The organism is Paenibacillus lautus NBRC 15380, from assembly GCF_004000945.1.
In the GTDB taxonomy this organism is placed as follows: Bacteria; Bacillota; Bacilli; order Paenibacillales; family Paenibacillaceae; genus Paenibacillus_AQ; species Paenibacillus_AQ lautus.
On the sequence record NZ_BIMF01000005.1, the window covers coordinates 229397 to 246632 of the forward strand.

At 49.9% G+C, this 17236-nt stretch carries 17 protein-coding genes; 2 read left to right on the forward strand and 15 right to left on the reverse strand.

Features of this window, described 5'->3' with window-relative positions:
- Positions 1-78 precede the first annotated feature (78 nt).
- A complete protein-coding gene (locus tag PLA01S_RS12220; RefSeq protein WP_127592464.1) occupies positions 79-597 on the forward strand; it encodes a MogA/MoaB family molybdenum cofactor biosynthesis protein in 519 nt (172 codons plus the stop codon).
- A gap of 59 nt (positions 598-656) precedes the next feature.
- Here PLA01S_RS12220 and PLA01S_RS12225 read toward each other — a convergent pair whose 3' ends face one another.
- Positions 657-1184 carry a hypothetical protein gene (locus PLA01S_RS12225; protein ID WP_100538001.1) on the reverse strand — a complete coding sequence of 176 codons (528 nt, stop codon included), beginning with the start codon at positions 1182-1184 and terminating at the stop codon, positions 657-659.
- A gap of 88 nt (positions 1185-1272) precedes the next feature.
- Positions 1273-2271, reverse strand: a complete 999-nt coding sequence (locus tag PLA01S_RS12230; protein ID WP_127592465.1) for an NADPH:quinone oxidoreductase family protein — start codon at positions 2269-2271, stop codon at positions 1273-1275.
- A 144-nt stretch (positions 2272-2415) separates the two neighbouring features.
- Here PLA01S_RS12230 and PLA01S_RS12235 point away from each other — a divergent pair, with 144 nt between their 5' ends.
- Positions 2416-2964 carry a hypothetical protein gene (locus PLA01S_RS12235; RefSeq protein WP_246059457.1) on the forward strand — a complete coding sequence of 183 codons (549 nt, stop codon included), beginning with the start codon at positions 2416-2418 and terminating at the stop codon, positions 2962-2964.
- Positions 2965-3044: 80 nt separating this feature from the next.
- Here PLA01S_RS12235 and PLA01S_RS12240 read toward each other — a convergent pair whose 3' ends face one another.
- The 13 genes from PLA01S_RS12240 to PLA01S_RS12300 all read right to left on the reverse strand — a co-directional run bounded on the left by PLA01S_RS12240 (position 3045) and on the right by PLA01S_RS12300 (position 17234).
- On the reverse strand, positions 3045-4499 hold the full coding sequence (locus PLA01S_RS12240; protein WP_127592546.1) for a nicotinate phosphoribosyltransferase: 1455 nt from the start codon (positions 4497-4499) through the stop codon (positions 3045-3047).
- A gap of 56 nt (positions 4500-4555) precedes the next feature.
- Positions 4556-5113: a cysteine hydrolase family protein gene (locus PLA01S_RS12245; RefSeq protein WP_127592466.1), complete on the reverse strand. Its 558-nt coding sequence runs from the start codon at positions 5111-5113 to the stop codon at positions 4556-4558.
- 62 nt (positions 5114-5175) lie between these two features.
- A complete protein-coding gene (locus tag PLA01S_RS12250) occupies positions 5176-5961 on the reverse strand; it encodes an NUDIX hydrolase (RefSeq protein ID WP_127592467.1) in 786 nt (261 codons plus the stop codon).
- Between the two features lie 162 nt (positions 5962-6123).
- Positions 6124-6573 (reverse strand): YlbF/YmcA family competence regulator, encoded by a 450-nt coding sequence (locus tag PLA01S_RS12255; RefSeq protein WP_009590459.1) that lies wholly within the window; start codon positions 6571-6573, stop codon positions 6124-6126.
- Between the two features lie 102 nt (positions 6574-6675).
- On the reverse strand, positions 6676-8235 hold the full coding sequence (miaB, locus tag PLA01S_RS12260) for a tRNA (N6-isopentenyl adenosine(37)-C2)-methylthiotransferase MiaB (RefSeq protein WP_127592468.1): 1560 nt from the start codon (positions 8233-8235) through the stop codon (positions 6676-6678).
- Between the two features lie 489 nt (positions 8236-8724).
- Positions 8725-9297: a phosphate propanoyltransferase gene (gene pduL, locus PLA01S_RS12265; protein ID WP_071220154.1), complete on the reverse strand. Its 573-nt coding sequence runs from the start codon at positions 9295-9297 to the stop codon at positions 8725-8727.
- A 176-nt stretch (positions 9298-9473) separates the two neighbouring features.
- Positions 9474-10430 carry a dipeptidase gene (locus PLA01S_RS12270; protein ID WP_127592469.1) on the reverse strand — a complete coding sequence of 319 codons (957 nt, stop codon included), beginning with the start codon at positions 10428-10430 and terminating at the stop codon, positions 9474-9476.
- Between the two features lie 90 nt (positions 10431-10520).
- Entirely contained in the window at positions 10521-10781 is a 261-nt protein-coding gene (locus PLA01S_RS12275; RefSeq protein ID WP_006211249.1) for a stage V sporulation protein S, read from the reverse strand.
- 129 nt (positions 10782-10910) lie between these two features.
- Complete coding sequence (locus tag PLA01S_RS12280) at positions 10911-11714, reverse strand: TIGR00282 family metallophosphoesterase (RefSeq protein ID WP_100539449.1); 804 nt, start codon at positions 11712-11714, stop codon at positions 10911-10913.
- Positions 11715-11842: 128 nt separating this feature from the next.
- The gene (gene rny, locus PLA01S_RS12285; RefSeq protein WP_127592470.1) at positions 11843-13384 is read right to left on the reverse strand and encodes a ribonuclease Y; all 1542 of its coding nucleotides are present in this window, start codon (positions 13382-13384) and stop codon (positions 11843-11845) included.
- A gap of 359 nt (positions 13385-13743) precedes the next feature.
- Positions 13744-14481, reverse strand: coding sequence for a regulatory protein RecX (locus PLA01S_RS12290; RefSeq protein WP_127592471.1), 738 nt, complete (start codon positions 14479-14481; stop codon positions 13744-13746).
- A gap of 140 nt (positions 14482-14621) precedes the next feature.
- On the reverse strand, positions 14622-15683 hold the full coding sequence (recA, locus tag PLA01S_RS12295) for a recombinase RecA (RefSeq protein WP_076324928.1): 1062 nt from the start codon (positions 15681-15683) through the stop codon (positions 14622-14624).
- Between the two features lie 288 nt (positions 15684-15971).
- Entirely contained in the window at positions 15972-17234 is a 1263-nt protein-coding gene (locus PLA01S_RS12300) for a competence/damage-inducible protein A (RefSeq protein ID WP_127592472.1), read from the reverse strand.
- Positions 17235-17236 lie beyond the last annotated feature (2 nt).

Here is a 17236-nt window from a genome sequence, read left to right on the forward strand (position 1 = left end):
TTATGCTAGCGAGTGTACTACATTTCATCCATCTACTGCAAGCGTCCCGCCATTAACTTAACAGGAGTTGTCATCGCAATGAATTCAGCGCAAGAACATAAACAGCAATCCCCCGCTTCCGTGAACTGTATGGTGATTACGGTCTCGGACACGCGGACCAAGGACACGGACAAGAGCGGTAAACGGATGATCGGCTTGCTTGAAGAAGCCGGGCATGCCGTTGTGGCCTACAGCATTGTACAGGACGACTATGAAACGATCCGTGAAACGATCTATTCCGCGGTTAGCCATCCGGAGATTGATGTCGTCCTGTTAACAGGCGGTACAGGCATATCCAGCCGGGATACCACCTATGAAGCCGTATCTTCACTGCTCGATAAGGAACTCCCCGGATTCGGCGAAATCTTCCGCTTCCTCAGCTTTACTGAGGATATTGGGTCTGCGGCCATTTTGAGCCGCGCGATCGGTGGCACGTTAAGCAACACCGCAGTCTTCTCGATGCCGGGTTCTACTGGAGCTGTGAAGCTTGCGATGAACCGTATTCTGCTGCCTGAGCTGCGGCACATCAAATATGAGCTGGATAAACACAGATCATAACAAAAGCGGGCACCATGCAAAAGGCCGGATGCATACGTGCATCCGGCCTTTTCTCCACTCTAACTGCTGGCGCGTCGTTGATGTTTGGCGAGCAGGGAGGGCGCTATTTTTTTGACCTGGTCATAATAGTTATCCGTTTTGTCGCCAGTCGAGGTATATACGATGGACGTTTCCTGGTCGCTCACGATCAGGTTATGCCCGCCGGCCGCATTGGCATCCCCTTCTGCAACGCCGTATATCTCCTTGATCCCTTTTTCCCTGGCCGCTTGATCCTGATAGACATACACGGTAATAAACTGGCTTGCATCATAATTGATCCGGTATTGATACGTGATATTGCCGACGTTGTCCTCCGCATAGGTTTCATTGGTCAACGGCATGCCTACCTGGTTGAACGAGGCTTGGAGATCCTCAAGGAATTTTCCGTTCAAGCCCCGCCCCGATATGCGGGCCTCCCTGGAACCTTCCTCGTAAGCCCTCATGTTATATAGGCGCATCTCGTCCCTGGCCACCTGCCGGGAACAACCGACCGATATGACAAGAATGGAACAAAGCAATAAAGCGGTAACGATTCTGCGGTAATTCATGTTCACTCACCCTTCCTTAGGTGTCAAAGGTTGCCTTCCCTTAGGATGCCTGCGGGTGAGGAACATTATGCGAATTTCAAGCCAATTATTATAGAGCGATGACGCTTCTTCCAACCGCCCCGCCCTGCAGGATGGTGTTCAGCACTTCAGGCAGATCGGTTAGTCTGTATTCCGTAATTCCTTCTTGAAGCACGGATGCCGGCTTCCATTCATCGGCCAGCTTCGACCATACCGAGCGGCGGTAGGCCATAGGGCAGTATACCGAATCGATTCCGAGGAGATTGATGCCTCTAAGGATAAACGGAAACACCGTCGCATCAAAAGCACCGCCGCCTGTCATACCGGAAACAGCGACGCTTCCTCCATATTTTACGCTTTTCAGAAGTGAACCCAGTTGGTTGCCTCCGACCGGATCTACCACTGCTGCCCATCGCTCGGCAGAGATGGCTCCCTTGGAGGCTGCCGCAGCTTCTTCCCTTGATATCACTTCATGGGCTCCCAGCTGTAAGAGCCAGTCCCTCTGACTGGATTTTCCTGTGGATGCCGTCACGCGATAGCCTAACTGACTGAGGATGGAAACTGCGAAGCTGCCCACTCCCCCCGTCGCGCCCGTAACCAGGACGGGACTCTGCTCCTGCTGCAGGCCATTCCGTAACAAGGCCTCTATCGATAATGCAGACGTAAAACCTGCGGTTCCGATGGCCATCGCATCACGCGGGGACAAACCCTGCGGCAGCGGGACGAGCCATTCTCCCTTAACCCGTGCGTACTGGCTGAACCCGCCTTCGTGAGAGACCCCTAATTCATAACCGGTACAGAGGACGGAATCGCCTTCCTTGTAATTGGCATGAGTGGAATGCACAACCGTTCCTGTCAGATCAATGCCCGGAATGAACGGGTACCGGCGAACAATTTTTCCTTCCGGTATGCTGGCCAGCCCGTCTTTATAGTTAACACCGCTGTATAACACCCGCACTATAACGTCACCTTCGGGCAGCTGCTTCAAACTCAGGTTCTCCACGCTGCCGCGAACCCCTTGCTCATCTTGACGCAGCACGTAGGCCTGAAAGTCGGTTTCGTTGTACACACGGATCACTCCTTTGGTTAGTTTAGGTGCTGCATATCAATCTGGATCTGCACCATGATTGTCGAAGCTTCATAAATGCTCTCGGAATATGGCGACTTGTGCGCTTTCCCGAGAAATGATCCAGTATCGTCATTTATAATCAAAGTGTACGTACTAATCGGCCTCCTCTTCATTTTGATGGCAGGGATCTACGAATACACAAGCACACACCGCTCGATCGAAGCGGCGGTATTCAACGAGAAACATGCTTTTCTTGAAGCACCTTTCAGCATTGATCATGCTGAAATCATACAATCCGAATTAACCTCTGAGAAGGCTTATGCTTTCGTGGTGACATCTAGACTGGGACTACAATTATCTACCTATACCAAAGGATGGTTCGGATGGAATATGTCCGCCGTATCTACATTATACCCTTCTGTCGAGAATCCCTCTTCTCCGTCCGTATTCTCGGAGACAAGCATGGATTCATCACTCGTATTTGGCCTGTATAGAAGCACAGAACCCATTCAGATTCATGTAAATGGTCAGCCGGCACATACCATACCCTACCAACAACTGAGGCCAGATGTCAGTGAAGATTTGTACATGTGGTATTACGAACGCCAGCCCGACATGATAGAGAACATGGATAAGGTTCATCTTACCGCACGTGATGCCAGCGGAAGCATGGTGGATCGACTTGACTTATAACCAAGTACAAAAAGACGCTCCTTCGCCTGCCAAGTGGCAAGATTGGGAAAGCGTCTTTTTCATTGCTGTATTTTGATAACCTAATCTTCATGCTGTTCCATGAACTCGGCCATCATCCGTTGTTTCACTTCCCAGACCTCTTCACTCAGATTAACGCGGTAAATTTCCGGATTCAGCTTCCGCAGATACTCCGGCCAGAACTGATCCAGCTGAGCATCATGATAACTGCGAATCTCTTCCAGCTTCGGCAGCTCATACACCAGTTCGCCATTCACAAACACCGGTTCAAGCATGGACACCGCTTCAAAGTTCTTTACATTCTTACGCATGTAAGGATGCAGCGGATTAAACAGCTTTAATTTGCCGTTTTCCGGCGGCATCTCTTCTTCCGGGAAGCAGATGTAATCGGCGATCGCTTTGCCGCTGCCCTTGGATATGATGCGGTATACCTCTTTTTTGCCTGGTGTGGATACTTTTTCGGGGTTGCCCGAGATTTTGATCGTCGGCACCATTTTGCCGTCAACCTCTCGCTCCACCAGCTTATAGACGCCTCCCAGCGCAGGCTGGTCGGCTGCCGTAATCAATTGAGTCCCGACGCCCCAAGTATCCACTTTAGCCCCCTGTGCCTTAAGATCCAGAATCGTTCCTTCATCCAGATCATTGGATGCCACGATGCCGACGTAATGAAGACCAGCCTCATCCAGCATCTTTCGTGCCTGAATCGACAGATATGCCAAATCCCCGCTGTCGAGACGAATGGCATTCATACGCTTCCCTTGGGCCTCCAGCTTCTTCGCCGTTACAATGGCATGGGGAATCCCGCTTTTTAACGTATCAAAGGTATCCACCAGCAGCGTCACTTGATCCGGCATAACCTCGGCAAAGATATCAAAAGCCTCCTGCTCGCTCCGGAAGGTCTGCACCCAGGAATGCGCATGCGTACCTTTTGTCGGGATTCCGAACTTCTCGCCTGCCAGCATATTCGATGTGGCATGGAAACCGGCCAGATACGCAGCACGCGCGCCCCAAACCGCCGCATCCGCTTCCTGTGCACGTCTTGTGCCAAACTCCAGCAAGGTATCACCGCTGGCAACCTGACGGATACGGGATGCTTTCGTTGCGATCAAGGTTTGAAAGTTCATGAAGTTCAAGAGTGCCGTTTCAACCAGCTGTGTTTCAAAAATGGTGCCTTCCACTCGAATGAGCGGTTCATTCGGGAATACCAGCGCCCCCTCTTTCATGGAATGAATATTCCCTTGAAAACGAAACCGGCGAAGCTCCTCCAGAAATTCAGGTTTATACTTCTCTTCCTGTTTAGCCAAATACGCTATATCATCCTCCGAGAATCGCAAGGACTCAATATAATGTACAATCCGCTCAAGACCGGCAAAAACCGCGTACCCGTTGCCGAATGGCAGCTTCCGGAAATACCCCTCAAACACCGCACGCGTATGGTGAGAGCCATTAATCCAGTGAGCGTACATCATGTTGATCTGGTATTTGTCCGTATGCAGTGCTAATCCTGCTGTCAGCATCACGATCATCCTCCACTGTTCCCCGGTTCAACTCTGCTTCCGGGTGTTCAAGCTGTCTATTGATTAAGAACTTCCTCACTTCGTACTACCGATGCCCCGAGACTTCCTTGAAAGTGGCTTAACGCCCACTTGTGTCCTTCCGGATTGAAGCTTGCAACGGCATCTTCATAAACCGTAATCCGATATCCGTAATTATAAGCATCCACTGCAGTATGCAGCACGCAGATGTCCGTGCAAACGCCGACGAGATCGACTTCGGTAATCCCGCGTTCCCGCAGCTTCTGATTCAGATCCGTACCGCAAAATGCGCTGTATCTCGTTTTATCCATCCAGTAGATGGCCTCCTTGCGTTCCTCATATACCTGCTGAAGTTCACCGTATAATTCCCGCCCCCGGGTTCCCCGAATGTTATGCGGAGGAAACAGTTTGGTTTCGGGATGATAAGCGTCATTGTGCTCATGCAGGTCGACGGCCATTACAACAAAATCACCACGGTCGCTGTATAGCTTAGTCAGCTGCGCGATTGTGCTTTGAATATTGATGGCGGGTTCGCCTACGGGCAGATTGCCATCCACGAAATCATTCGTGAAATCTATCACGATCAAGGCTTTCATCTGACACACTCCTCTGCAACATGATTAATGTGATCGATAAAATAACAGCGGTTGAATCCATCCTACGTATAAATCGATAGCAGTGGTGCATGATCCGTAAATCGATACAACTGGGCCGGACGTTGGGAATATTGATTGGAGTTTAGCGGCTTGCCGTTCTCATCCCGGGCTTCTTCCAGTATCCCCTGCCTGCTGCGGGTCGAGGTGATTTTGCGGATAAAGTTGGGCTCGTTGAACTCGGGCACAACGGTCTGGATGACCTGATATAACTCGCTCAGTGTAAAATGCTCCGGTAAAAACTGCCGCGCAATCGTCGTTTGCAGCATTTGCTGCTGAATCTTGCGGTATGCATCCATAATGATATCCCTGTGGTCAAAAGCAAGCTCCAGTTCCTCCAAAGCTTCCGCAACCGTAAACAGACCCACTTCTTCCGCATCATCGGCAGCCTGGCGGTGCTCCAGCATCCATTCTTCTACAAGCGCGTAGAATGCATGGCTGATAATCCAGCCCCTTGGATCCCGTCCCGGTGCGCTGTACACGCCCAAGTACTCCAAATGGCCGCCGTCCACCCCGGTCTCTTCTTTCAGTTCCCGTTTGGCGGCATCGTAAATAGACTCACTCTCACGGCAAAACCCGCCGGGGAGTGCCCACATACCCGCACATGGCCATGATCTGCGCCTGATCAGCATCACCTTAAGCTCACGTATGGGCAATGTCTTGGTGAAGGTTTTCCGTTCCCGCTTCGTCAAGGTAAACATGACGATATCGGCGGGCACACCATCCGGTGTTCTGTATTTCTTGGCACTGCTCTTTGGCGTCTGTTCGCGATCCGTCATTTCCATCACCATAACTATTATTTTGATAATTTCATTATGACATATTTAAAGATGATGTCAAGGATTTCCTGACCTCATCCTTTTTATAAGTTTACTATGCCCTATTCATTCCCATTCTGTGCATTATGTAACAGGAATAGAAAAGGTGCGGAACCATTCCGCACCTCGTTTCATCTATCCGCAGCTGCTTGGCGGCGTATCTTTTCCTGTTTCCACATTCACTTTTTCCGAAACGGTATCATGAATCACGGATACGACCAGCTGAAGAAGATAATTAATGTCGCTTTGACTTTGCTGGAACTCCATCACGAGCGGAATACCGTCAATCTCCTCTTGCAGTTCTTCGATCTCCCGTTCGATTTTGGCGACCATATCCTTGTTCTGGAACGTTTCAAAGGCTACGATTTCTTTTTGCTTTTTCTTAATGGTTTTAATGAGGTTTTGAACACGTTCGTGATTCTGGATCTTCTCTTCTGCTTGCTTAAACATCTGAACTTCCTCGCTAGTGGATATTAAATCCGCCAGCTCGCCGGCTTTTGCCAAAATATCGTCGCGTATAATCAATTCACGTGTATTGTAAGTGGACATACCGTATGTGTTGGTACGAACATGATCATGTGCCAAGGTTCATCGCTCCAATTCTTCATCATCTATATGGGAATATGCAGCACCGACCGGATTCAACTCGCGGCCCTATGCTGCATTTGAATGCTGCCTGTTCCTCTATTATACCGCATCCGAGGCAGGAATCGTGTCCGGGATCATATCCCCTTTGATATACCAGGTCTTCGTATCCGTAATTCGGACATTCACGAAGCTGCCTACGAGGTCCGTTGAGCCTTCGAAATGCACCAGCTTGTTCGTCCGCGTCCGTCCCGACAGCATGGAGTCATTGTTCTTGCTGACTCCTTCTACCAGCACTTCCACCGTGGATCCAAGCAGCCTGTCGTTGCTCTTGCGGCTGTACTCATTAATGGCGGCATTCAAGCGCTGAAGACGCTCGCTCTTGACCTCCATCGGTACGTTATCCTCCATCACCGCCGCTGGCGTTCCTTGGCGTGGAGAATAAATGAACGTGTAAGCGGAGTCGTAGCCCACCTCCCTAACCAGGGACAGCGTCTCCTCAAACTGCTCATCGGTCTCACCGGGGAATCCGACAATGATGTCGGTAGTAAATGCTACATTGGGAATCGCCTTCTTAATCTTATGGGCCAGCTCCAAATACGTCTCGCGCGTATATTTGCGGCTCATTTTTTTGAGCACTTCCGAGCTTCCCGACTGCACCGGCAGATGAATATGCTCGACCAGGTTACCACCCTTCGCCAGCACCTCAATCAGATGATCATCAAAATCCCTTGGATGGGATGTCGTGAAGCGAACACGCGGGATATCAATCTTGTGAATATCATCCATCAGATCGCCGAAACGATACTCGATATCTTCAAAATCCTTGCCGTATGCATTCACGTTCTGACCGAGCAGCGTAATTTCCTTATACCCTTGCCGGGCTAATTCGCGAACCTCAGCAATGACATCCTCCGGACGCCGGCTGCGTTCCTTGCCGCGGGTGTAAGGGACGATGCAATATGTACAGAATTTATCACAGCCGTACATAATGTTGACCCAGCCGCGGAGACCTTCTCTCTTTTTCGGAAGATTCTCAACAATGTCGCCCTCCTTGGACCACACTTCAACCACCATTTCCTTGCTGAAGAGCGCTTCCTGAATAAGGTGAGGCAGACGATGTACGTTGTGCGTACCAAAGATCAAGTCCACGAAGCCGTGCTTTTGGAGAATTCGATTCACGACCGATTCTTCCTGCGACATGCAGCCGCAAACCCCAAGCAGCATATCCGGCTTCTCCGTCTTCAAATGCTTCAGGTGACCGAGTTCGCCAAACACTTTGTCCTCCGCGTTCTCACGAATGGCACATGTATTGAGCAAAATGATGTCCGCTTGCTTCCGATCCTCGGTTGCCCGGTAGCCCATCTGCTCCAGCAGTCCCTTAATCGTCTCGGAATCATGCTCATTCATCTGACATCCGTACGTATACACGATATAAAACTTGCCAGCCCCGATGGTTCGAAACTCTTCCGGCAGCTCGGTATCATACAAGACTTCGACACTCTGCTTGCCGCGCTGTTTTTCCTGTCTATGATTAGGCTCCGAAAGAATGTTGATTTCCCGGCCATTGATGCGAATTCTCTTCCCGTGTTCGTCTTCCGAGAGAACTTTGGCTCCTGAAAAATCAAAATACTTGGAGTAGTCCTTACTTTCCTTGGACATGCTAGGTCACTCCTTAGATCCGCAAAATCTCTGGTTTAACATGACAAAATATCTTAAATAGTACGTGTTCAAAAAGTCAGGTTTTCAGCACCGAGAAGGTTGGATGAAGCTAGGGACTGAGGAGCGGAGCGTAGGCAAAACCTACGTGAGCACCGGAAGGCCCGGCTGAATTCAATATTCGATGTCGATTAAGCTTCATGTGCTGCTTCGTGATCAAAAGATGACTTTTTGAACTACCTCTAATAGGCACTGTTTTAAATTATATCATGATCTTATTGCCTAAGCTACCACCTTGGCGTTATTGAGGCCAAACCTAAACAGATGCTCTCTCTCTTTCAAATAGGCTCCCCGACATTGAACCCTTGGAACATTTCAAAAAAGAGCCTGAGATCGAAATGAATCGACTCAGGCTCTTCCAGCTGCGAACGCTTAACAGCAGCACATCGTGACACATACAGTATGTTCATGAAGGTTTACTGAAGCTATAGATTAATCAATAATTTCAGCAGTGTCTCCGTTTTTGGCGCCAGCAGCGTTAGCTTCATCGGTATCGATGTGCATGTCGAGCGCAAAATTGTCGGATACGCGGGCAATGACGTTCTCCAGTACAAGACCGCGTTCGCCGCCTAAGCGCACCTTCAGCAGGTCCTTGTCTTTAATCCCCCATTGATCCGCATCGGACGTATGGAAGTGAATGTGACGAGCGGCTACGATGACGCCTTCGTCCACCGTTACTTCACCTGCCGGGCCTTTAATCGTGATACCCGGGGTTCCGGCGATGTTTCCGGATTCGCGTACGGGTGCTTTCACACCGATCGCAAAGGAATCCGTGCGGGAAATTTCCAGCTGGGTTGCAGGACGTGCAGGTCCCAAAATTCTTACTTTATCGAATTGTCCCTTCGTTCCAATGACCGCTACCGTTTCGTTGGCTGCGAATTGTCCTGGCTGGGACAATGGTTTGAACTCTGTAAGCTGATATCCAGGGCCGAACAATGCCTCAATATGCTCTTGGGTTAAATGAATATGGCGGGCGGATACACCCACAGGTACAGTTTTACTCATCTGTCTCACTCCTTGTTTTTCTCTATATGCTGTACATGCCATCACCTATTATACTCTCTATTACCCAAAAATAAAAAGGCAACCCGGGTGATTCAGGCCGCCTTCTTCCGTTTCTTGAGCAATCTGCAACAGGATTGTCAAAGTTATCCTCGAATCATGGTCGTTATGCGAAATTACTATGCTTGGGCTGACAATGAAGGCAAATTCTGCTCAAGAAAATGGAGGGCACCCTCCGACATCCAGCCCTTTACCATCGATTCCGGATAATGTTTAAGCAGCAGCTCTTGAAAAACCGGATACCGGCCCGGATGCTCGAGTCCGGCGACCCATTGATCAATCCCGTCGAAATCCGAACCAAACATGATGTGCTTCTCACCGCCCAGCTCACAAATTTTCTCGATGTGCGGCAATACGTCCTCCGGCTGCACGCGCTCTACTCCGCTGCGGATAAACCAGGGCACAAACGTGATGCCGATCATTCCGTTCAGCGTGATTAATGCCCGTATCTGTTCATCATTCAAATTCCGGGGATGCTGGCAGACGGAGAACGCATTGGAATGCGAGGCTATGATGGGGCGCTTGGTTAGCTCCGCGAGCTCCCAGAAGCCAGCTTGGGACAGATGGGACACATCCAGAATGATGCCTATCGAATGGCATAGCTCTACCAGCTGACGCCCCCGTTCCGTGAATCCCCCATTTCGCTGCTCCAATGCTCCATCTGCAGCCCAGTTCGCATAATTCCAGGTAACCCCCATAAAACGCACGCCCAGCTCAAACAAAAGCTGGACATAATACAAATTCCCCTCCAGCCCGTCAGCGCCTTCCAGCGACAGAACGCCGAACCGTCCCTGCTGCCCTTGTCTGATCTCTTGAAGTTGTTCCTGCCAGAGCAGGGGCTTAAGATGACCCGGTTTCACGATGCGGCTGCGATAAGTATCGATTTGTGCCAGCACCCGTTCAAAGGACGGTCTCCCCCAGTTCTCCGATAAAAAAACAGCGAACACCTGAAGGGCAAGATCGCCCTCCTCCATGCGCTGTTTCGTTACATCCAAATGCGGGTCATCCACAAAGGAGGCTTGTGGATCTTCCCACATTTTGCTCAAAACGTCACAGTGAAAATCAACCGTCCGCATCGCGCCGTCATCTCCTTTATAAACTTGTCACAGCAAAAAGCCTGTTTACACCACGGAGAGTAAACAGGCTAATACCTCAACATTCGAAATTTATCTAGGTTCTACGATCAATTTAATTGCCGTCCGGTCTTCGCCATCAATCACAATATCCGTAAAAGCAGGGATGCAAATCAAATCCACCCCGCTCGGTGCTACAAATCCCCGGGCAATCGCTACCGCTTTAATGGCCTGGTTCAGTGCTCCCGCCCCAATCGCTTGCAGTTCCGCTCCGCCCCGCTCCCTAAGAACTCCAGCGAGCGCCCCTGCAACTGAATTAGGATTGGATTTTGCTGAAACTTTTAATACTTCCATGGTAAGTACCTCCCCTGGGAATGTTGAGTGATGGTTTGCTTCCGCTTACTAGATGTTATTCGTGAGAGGGGAAAAAATTCCTGCTTTTTACCATCCGTTCCTAATTTAATTAAACGGATTCCGCCTTTTTTAATCCATCCGCCATTCGTCTTCGTACATGCGGATTTTCTGTATCTTCCGGGCTCTTCCCGTTTCCTCATCCATATCCACGCATACGGCATGGAACTGCCATTTGCCTTCGTCGACCTGGAAACGAGCAGGAAGCTGGGTTTTGAACTTATACATCACCGCATCGCGCTGCATGCCGAGGATGCCTTCCTTGGAGCCTACCATGCCGGTATCCGTAATGTATGCTGTTCCTCCCGGCAGTATGGTATCATCATTGCTTTGCACGTGGGTGTGCGTTCCGACCACCATCGAGGCCCGGCCTTCCAGATGCCATCCCATGGCAATCTTCTCCGAGGTGGCCTCGGCATGGAAGTCCACCAGAATGCACTTCGTCTTCTGACGCAGCTCATCCACAATGTCATCGGCTGCACGAAATGGGCAATCGATCGCTGGCAGGAATGTTCGTCCCTGTAAATTCACGATCGCCAGCTGTTTGCCGTTTGCTTTGATGATCGTGTATCCGCGGCCCGGGGTGCCGGGCGGAAAGTTTGCCGGACGAATCATGCGAGGTTCATCATCGATAAACTCAAAAATATCCTTATTATCCCACGTGTGGTTTCCCAAGGTGATGCCATGAATGCCCCAATTGAAAAATTCATTGGCTATGGCCGAGGTAATGCCGCGTCCTGAAGCTGCATTCTCCCCATTGGCAATAATGATGTTAGGATTATATTTGGACTTCAGCTCCGGAAGGGAAGCCTTCAGAGCTTTGCGTCCTGTACTGCCGACAATGTCTCCGATGAATAATACTTTGATGTCAATCACTCCTTCAGGGATGCTTGTCCTGATTCCCGGCAGGACCGATCCCGATTCATAAATATCCGAAACTGTATTTTCGGATTTCTTAAAGATAAAAAGTGGCCGGATTGCGGCCACTTTTTAAGGTCCAAACTCTATTTCGCGTAATCCACCGCTCGGGTTTCCCGGATAACGGTGACTTTGATATGCCCCGGATAATCCAGTTCATTCTCAATCGTTTTGGTAATGTCGCGTGCCAAGCGGAATGCTTCGGCATCATCGATTTTCTCAGGCTGTACCATAACACGAACTTCACGTCCCGCTTGAATGGCATAAGATTTCTCAACGCCTTCAAAGGATTCGGAAATTTCTTCGAGCTTCTCAAGACGACGGATATACGTCTCAAGCGTCTCTCTGCGTGCTCCTGGTCTGGCAGCGGACAATGCGTCGGCTGCGCCCACCAGCATGGCAATAACCGAAGTTGCTTCACAATCACCGTGATGAGAGGCAATGCTGTTGATAACCACCGGATGTTCCTTATACTTCTTCGCCAGCTCCACGCCGATTTCAACGTGCGATCCTTCCACTTCATGATCCAGCGCTTTACCGATGTCATGCAACAGTCCTGCCCGCTTCGCAAGCACGATGTCTTCGCCCAGTTCGCCGGCCATCAGGCCAGTCAAATAGGCCACTTCCATGGAGTGTTTCAACACATTTTGTCCATAGCTCGTACGGAATTTCAGTCGACCCAGAATTTTGATCAAATCTGGATGCAAACCATGAACGCCAACCTCGAAAGTGGCTTGTTCTCCATACTCGCGAATGCGTTCGTCCACTTCCTTGCGGGATTTCTCCACCATTTCTTCGATACGAGCCGGATGAATCCGTCCGTCTGCCACGAGCTTTTCCAAAGCTGTACGGGCAATTTCACGGCGAATCGGATCAAAACCGGAGAGAATAACAGCTTCCGGAGTATCATCGATAATAAGGTCAATCCCTGTAAGGGTCTCAAGCGCACGAATATTCCGGCCTTCACGTCCGATAATCCGGCCCTTCATTTCTTCATTCGGCAAGGTGACAACAGATACCGTGGTCTCAGCTACGTGATCAGCCGCACAGCGTTGAATAGCCAGCGTGATGATCTCGCGTGATTTTTTATCTGCCTCTTCCTTCGCCTGCTGCTCGATTTCTTTAATCATCTGAGCGGTTTCATGACGAACTTCCTGCTCAACATTACTGAGAATAATGCTGCGGGCATCCTCCATCGTCAAGTTGGAGATGCGCTCCAGTTCTGTCGTTTGTTTCTTGTAAATGGCATCGATTTGCTGCTGGGTTTCCTCTATTCGTTTCTCTTTGTTCGCCACTTGTTCTTCTTTACGTTCCAAAGATTCTATTTTTTTATCCAGCGACTCTTCCTTTTGCAACAATCTGCGCTCCTGCCGTTGAATTTCATTCCGGCGCTCGCGAGTGTCTTTTTCAGCTTCGGCTCTGATTTTATGAACTTCGTCTTTTGCTTCGAGAACCGTTTCTTTCTTCAATGCTTCTGCTTCCTTCTTCGCACTTTCTACGATCTGCAAAGCGGCATGCTCGGCACTGGAAATTTTAGCTTCTGCAAGGGATTTGCGAATAAAATAACCGAACCCAAAGAATATAGCGGCTACAACGAGAACGATTACGATCCAGATCCATGATTGCATCTGTTCACCTCCTCGTTGGTTCCTCCAAGGCATTCCTTGGGAAATGTTCAATTGTCAGGTTACTCATTCATACATAAAATTTTCCGGCAGTGGAAGCTGCCGTCCATACTGCGCACGCCGTATCACGTACGCAAATCCCGCCTTAGCCAGCGGAATACATTTCACTATGAATAGGCGTTTCAAGAATCTTTCACAAAGTAGTCACTTTTTTGGAAGGAAAAAGGATTCTAATTTATGATAAAAAGATTCATATTTATTTTAGTATTTATAAAAAGATATTGTCAAGGGAAAGCAATGGGTAAACGTCAGTTTCATCCAATGAAACCATTTCTTTCACGAAAAAGTATCCAAATTGCCCTTTATTCGAAATCTTCCAGCTCGTCGTCCCACTCGCCCTTTTCCTGATCCTCATCAACCAGACGTTTAAGTACCTGACGCACCTGATCCCCGCCGAAGCCCCTACGCATTAAATATGCTCCCGTTTTACGTTTGCGATCCAGGATCTCCCCATGGGTTTGCTGCCATTTTTTCCGTCCTACGGCGAGCGCGCTCTCCAATTCGGCATCTGCACTAATCTCGCCCAAGGCCTCGGTGATCAGCTCCGTGCCGATTCCCTTCTGTCTCAGCTCCTGTTTGACCCACAGCCGCCCCTTCTTATGGCTCGTCATTCGCTGCTCCGTCCACATCTTGGCGTATAACGCGTCATCAATCAGCTTGTCCTTCTCCAGACGCTCCAGCGTTGTCTCCACGCTGCTCGGCTCGAAACCTTTTTGCTGCAGACGCTGGGTGATCTCCTTGGCTGTTCTTGGTTTCCTGGCCAGATGATTCAGCGCCTCTACGTATGCCCGCTGTCGCTCATCGGCCACGATAATTTCTTCCAGCTCTTCCTTGCGAAAAACATTTCCCTTGAACATCCGATATTTCAGCATTACATCTTCATGAACGGTCATGAGGTACGGACCAAACGCGATTTGGTATCGGTGTTTGGGCTTTTTCAGCATTTCGACTGACGTTACAACCAAATCCTCGTGAGCCGGGAAATGCTCAATACCTGATGATTCTCCCTGCTCCGACATTTCTTTGTTCTCTTCTTCCATATGTCGCTCCTCTCACTACCGCGCCATCTTGAGTAAAATAACCAAGACTGACTCTCAAGTCTGGATAAATGCAAAGAAGACCGTCTGGCGTTACAAACACCGGACAGTCCTCAACACTGTAATCGTTAACCAGCAATTTACTACTCTACTTTAAACAACTCTTGCTCTTCTATTTCCTCTTGTTCCTTATCCTTCTCGGAAGGCTCAGGAACAGCCGTAGTCAGATTGCTCGCTTCACGGATTTTGTTCTCGATAACACTAGCGATCTCCGGATTCTCCTTCAAGAATTGCTTCGCATTCTCACGTCCTTGGCCAAGACGGTCACCTGCATAAGAATACCATGCACCACTCTTATCCACGATATCGAGATCCGTTCCGATATCGATTAGGCTTCCCTCTCTAGAGATGCCTTCACCGTACATAATATCAAGCTCAGCCTGTTTGAAAGGTGGCGCTACCTTGTTCTTAACAACCTTAATCCGTGTGCGGTTACCCACCACATCGTTCCCCATCTTGATGCTCTCAATTCGACGCACGTCCAAACGAACCGTCGAGTAGAACTTCAGAGCACGTCCGCCTGGAGTCGTCTCAGGGTTACCAAACATAACACCAACCTTCTCACGAAGCTGGTTAATAAAGATGGCAATCGTTTTCGACTTATTAATAGCACCCGACAATTTACGAAGAGCCTGGGACATCAGACGAGCTTGCAGACCCACGTGGGAGTCACCCATGTCGCCTTCAATTTCAGCTTTTGGTACAAGCGCAGCAACCGAGTCAATAACGATGACATCAACTGCACCACTGCGTACCAGAGCTTCCGCAATTTCCAGCGCCTGCTCACCCGTGTCCGGTTGGGAGAGCAGCAATTCATCAATATTAACGCCCAGTTTGCTTGCATACGATGGATCCAGAGCATGCTCGGCATCGATAAATGCAGCCTGTCCACCAGCTCTCTGAACCTCCGCAATAGCATGGAGGGCTACTGTTGTTTTACCGGAGGATTCCGGTCCGTACACTTCAATAATCCGGCCTCTAGGCAAGCCGCCGGTTCCTAAAGCTATATCCAATGCCAACGATCCGCTCGGCACAATCTCTACTTGCATGTGGGTGGATTCACCCAGTTTCATGATGGAACCTTTTCCGAACTGTTTCTCTATCTGACGAAGCGCCATTTCCAGCGCAGCACGACGATCTGACAATTGTTCCACAACCCTTCACTGTTGATAGTCATATCATACCTTGTTTTGACACGTTTGCCAAGCTTTTTTTCGAACATACATTCGTTTTTTTTTATTCAGCTCCCCTTCCCGTATATGCTCCATACCTTATGTATAAACAACAAGAACCGTGGCAACATCATTCGATATGCCACGGTTCTTCCGTATTTCCCATTATACTTGGAACCGTTCGTTAATTCAAGAAGAGGTACCAAGCAAGGTGTAAATTATTTACTTTTCTTGAAAAGCGGGTTTCTCTATTCAACAATACTAAACCTGTTTGGAGGCAACAAGACGCTGCCAAAGCCGGTAGAGCAGCGCCTTCGTTGCACGGAGCCGGATCGTCTCACGGTTCCCCTGGAGGTGCAGCTCGTGCACTTCCGTTTCTTTTCCCCGTTGAGACAATCCGATGTAAACAAGACCTATAGGCTTGCGTTCAGCGTACCCTGGACCTGCCACGCCCGTTACCGATAAACCAAAGTCGCTGTCGGTCACCATTCGGACATGATCCGCAAGCGCTTCGGCAACCTCCGCACTGACGGCTCCCGGCGCATCATCCCCCTCAAGCAGCGCATGCGGGATATGAACAAGCTTCTCCTTGATCTGATTGGTATAACAGATGATCCCGCCAAGGAACATCGATGCGCTGCCGGGGATGGAGGTCAGCGTCTCCGCTACAAGGCCTCCCGTGCAGCTCTCCGCGGCGCTCAGCGTCCAGTTATGATCCGCCATCATATCCACGATGACCTTCTCTATGGGCACATCCTCATTAGCATACATAAACTCAGGACCTCTCTCCTGGATCCGGGCTTCCAGTTCATTCAGCCGGACCATCGCCTCAGCCTCGCTGGCGGCCTTCGTGGAGATTCGGACGGTGACCTCCCCCTCCTTGGCATACAAGGCGATCGTCGGATCGGTCTGGGCCGTAATCAGGTCCTCCAGACGCTTATCAAGCGCGGACTCCCCGATGCCTGCGAATTTGAGCATCTTCGAATAGATGGGAAGCTCTCCCGTAAGCACATGCTGCAGAAGCCAAGGCTTGGCCTCCTGTTCAAACATCGGCATCAGCTCTTTCGGCGGTCCCGGCAAAACAATATAATGAGTGCCTTCATAGGATACCGCGTTCCCGACGGCGAGGCCTGTTTCATTCGGAAGCGGAGTCCCTCCCTCAATGGCCAAGGCCTGACGCCGATTGTTCTCGGTCATAACGGATCCCCGTTCATGGAAGAAACGTTCAATCCGGTCCATCGCCATCCGATCAATATGCAATGAACGATTCAGAAAGGATGCGAGCGCATCCTTCGTCAGGTCATCCTGTGTGGGGCCCAGGCCGCCGGACAGAAGCACGATATCGGCTCTGCTGCTGGACAGCCGCAAGGCCTCCTTGAGCCGCTCCATGTTATCCCCGACAACGGTTTGATAGTATACATCGATTCCCATTGAAGCAAGCTGTCTGGACAAATACTGTGCATTGGTATTCACAATCTGTCCAAGCAAAAGTTCGGTTCCAACTGCAATGATTTCTGCTTTCATGA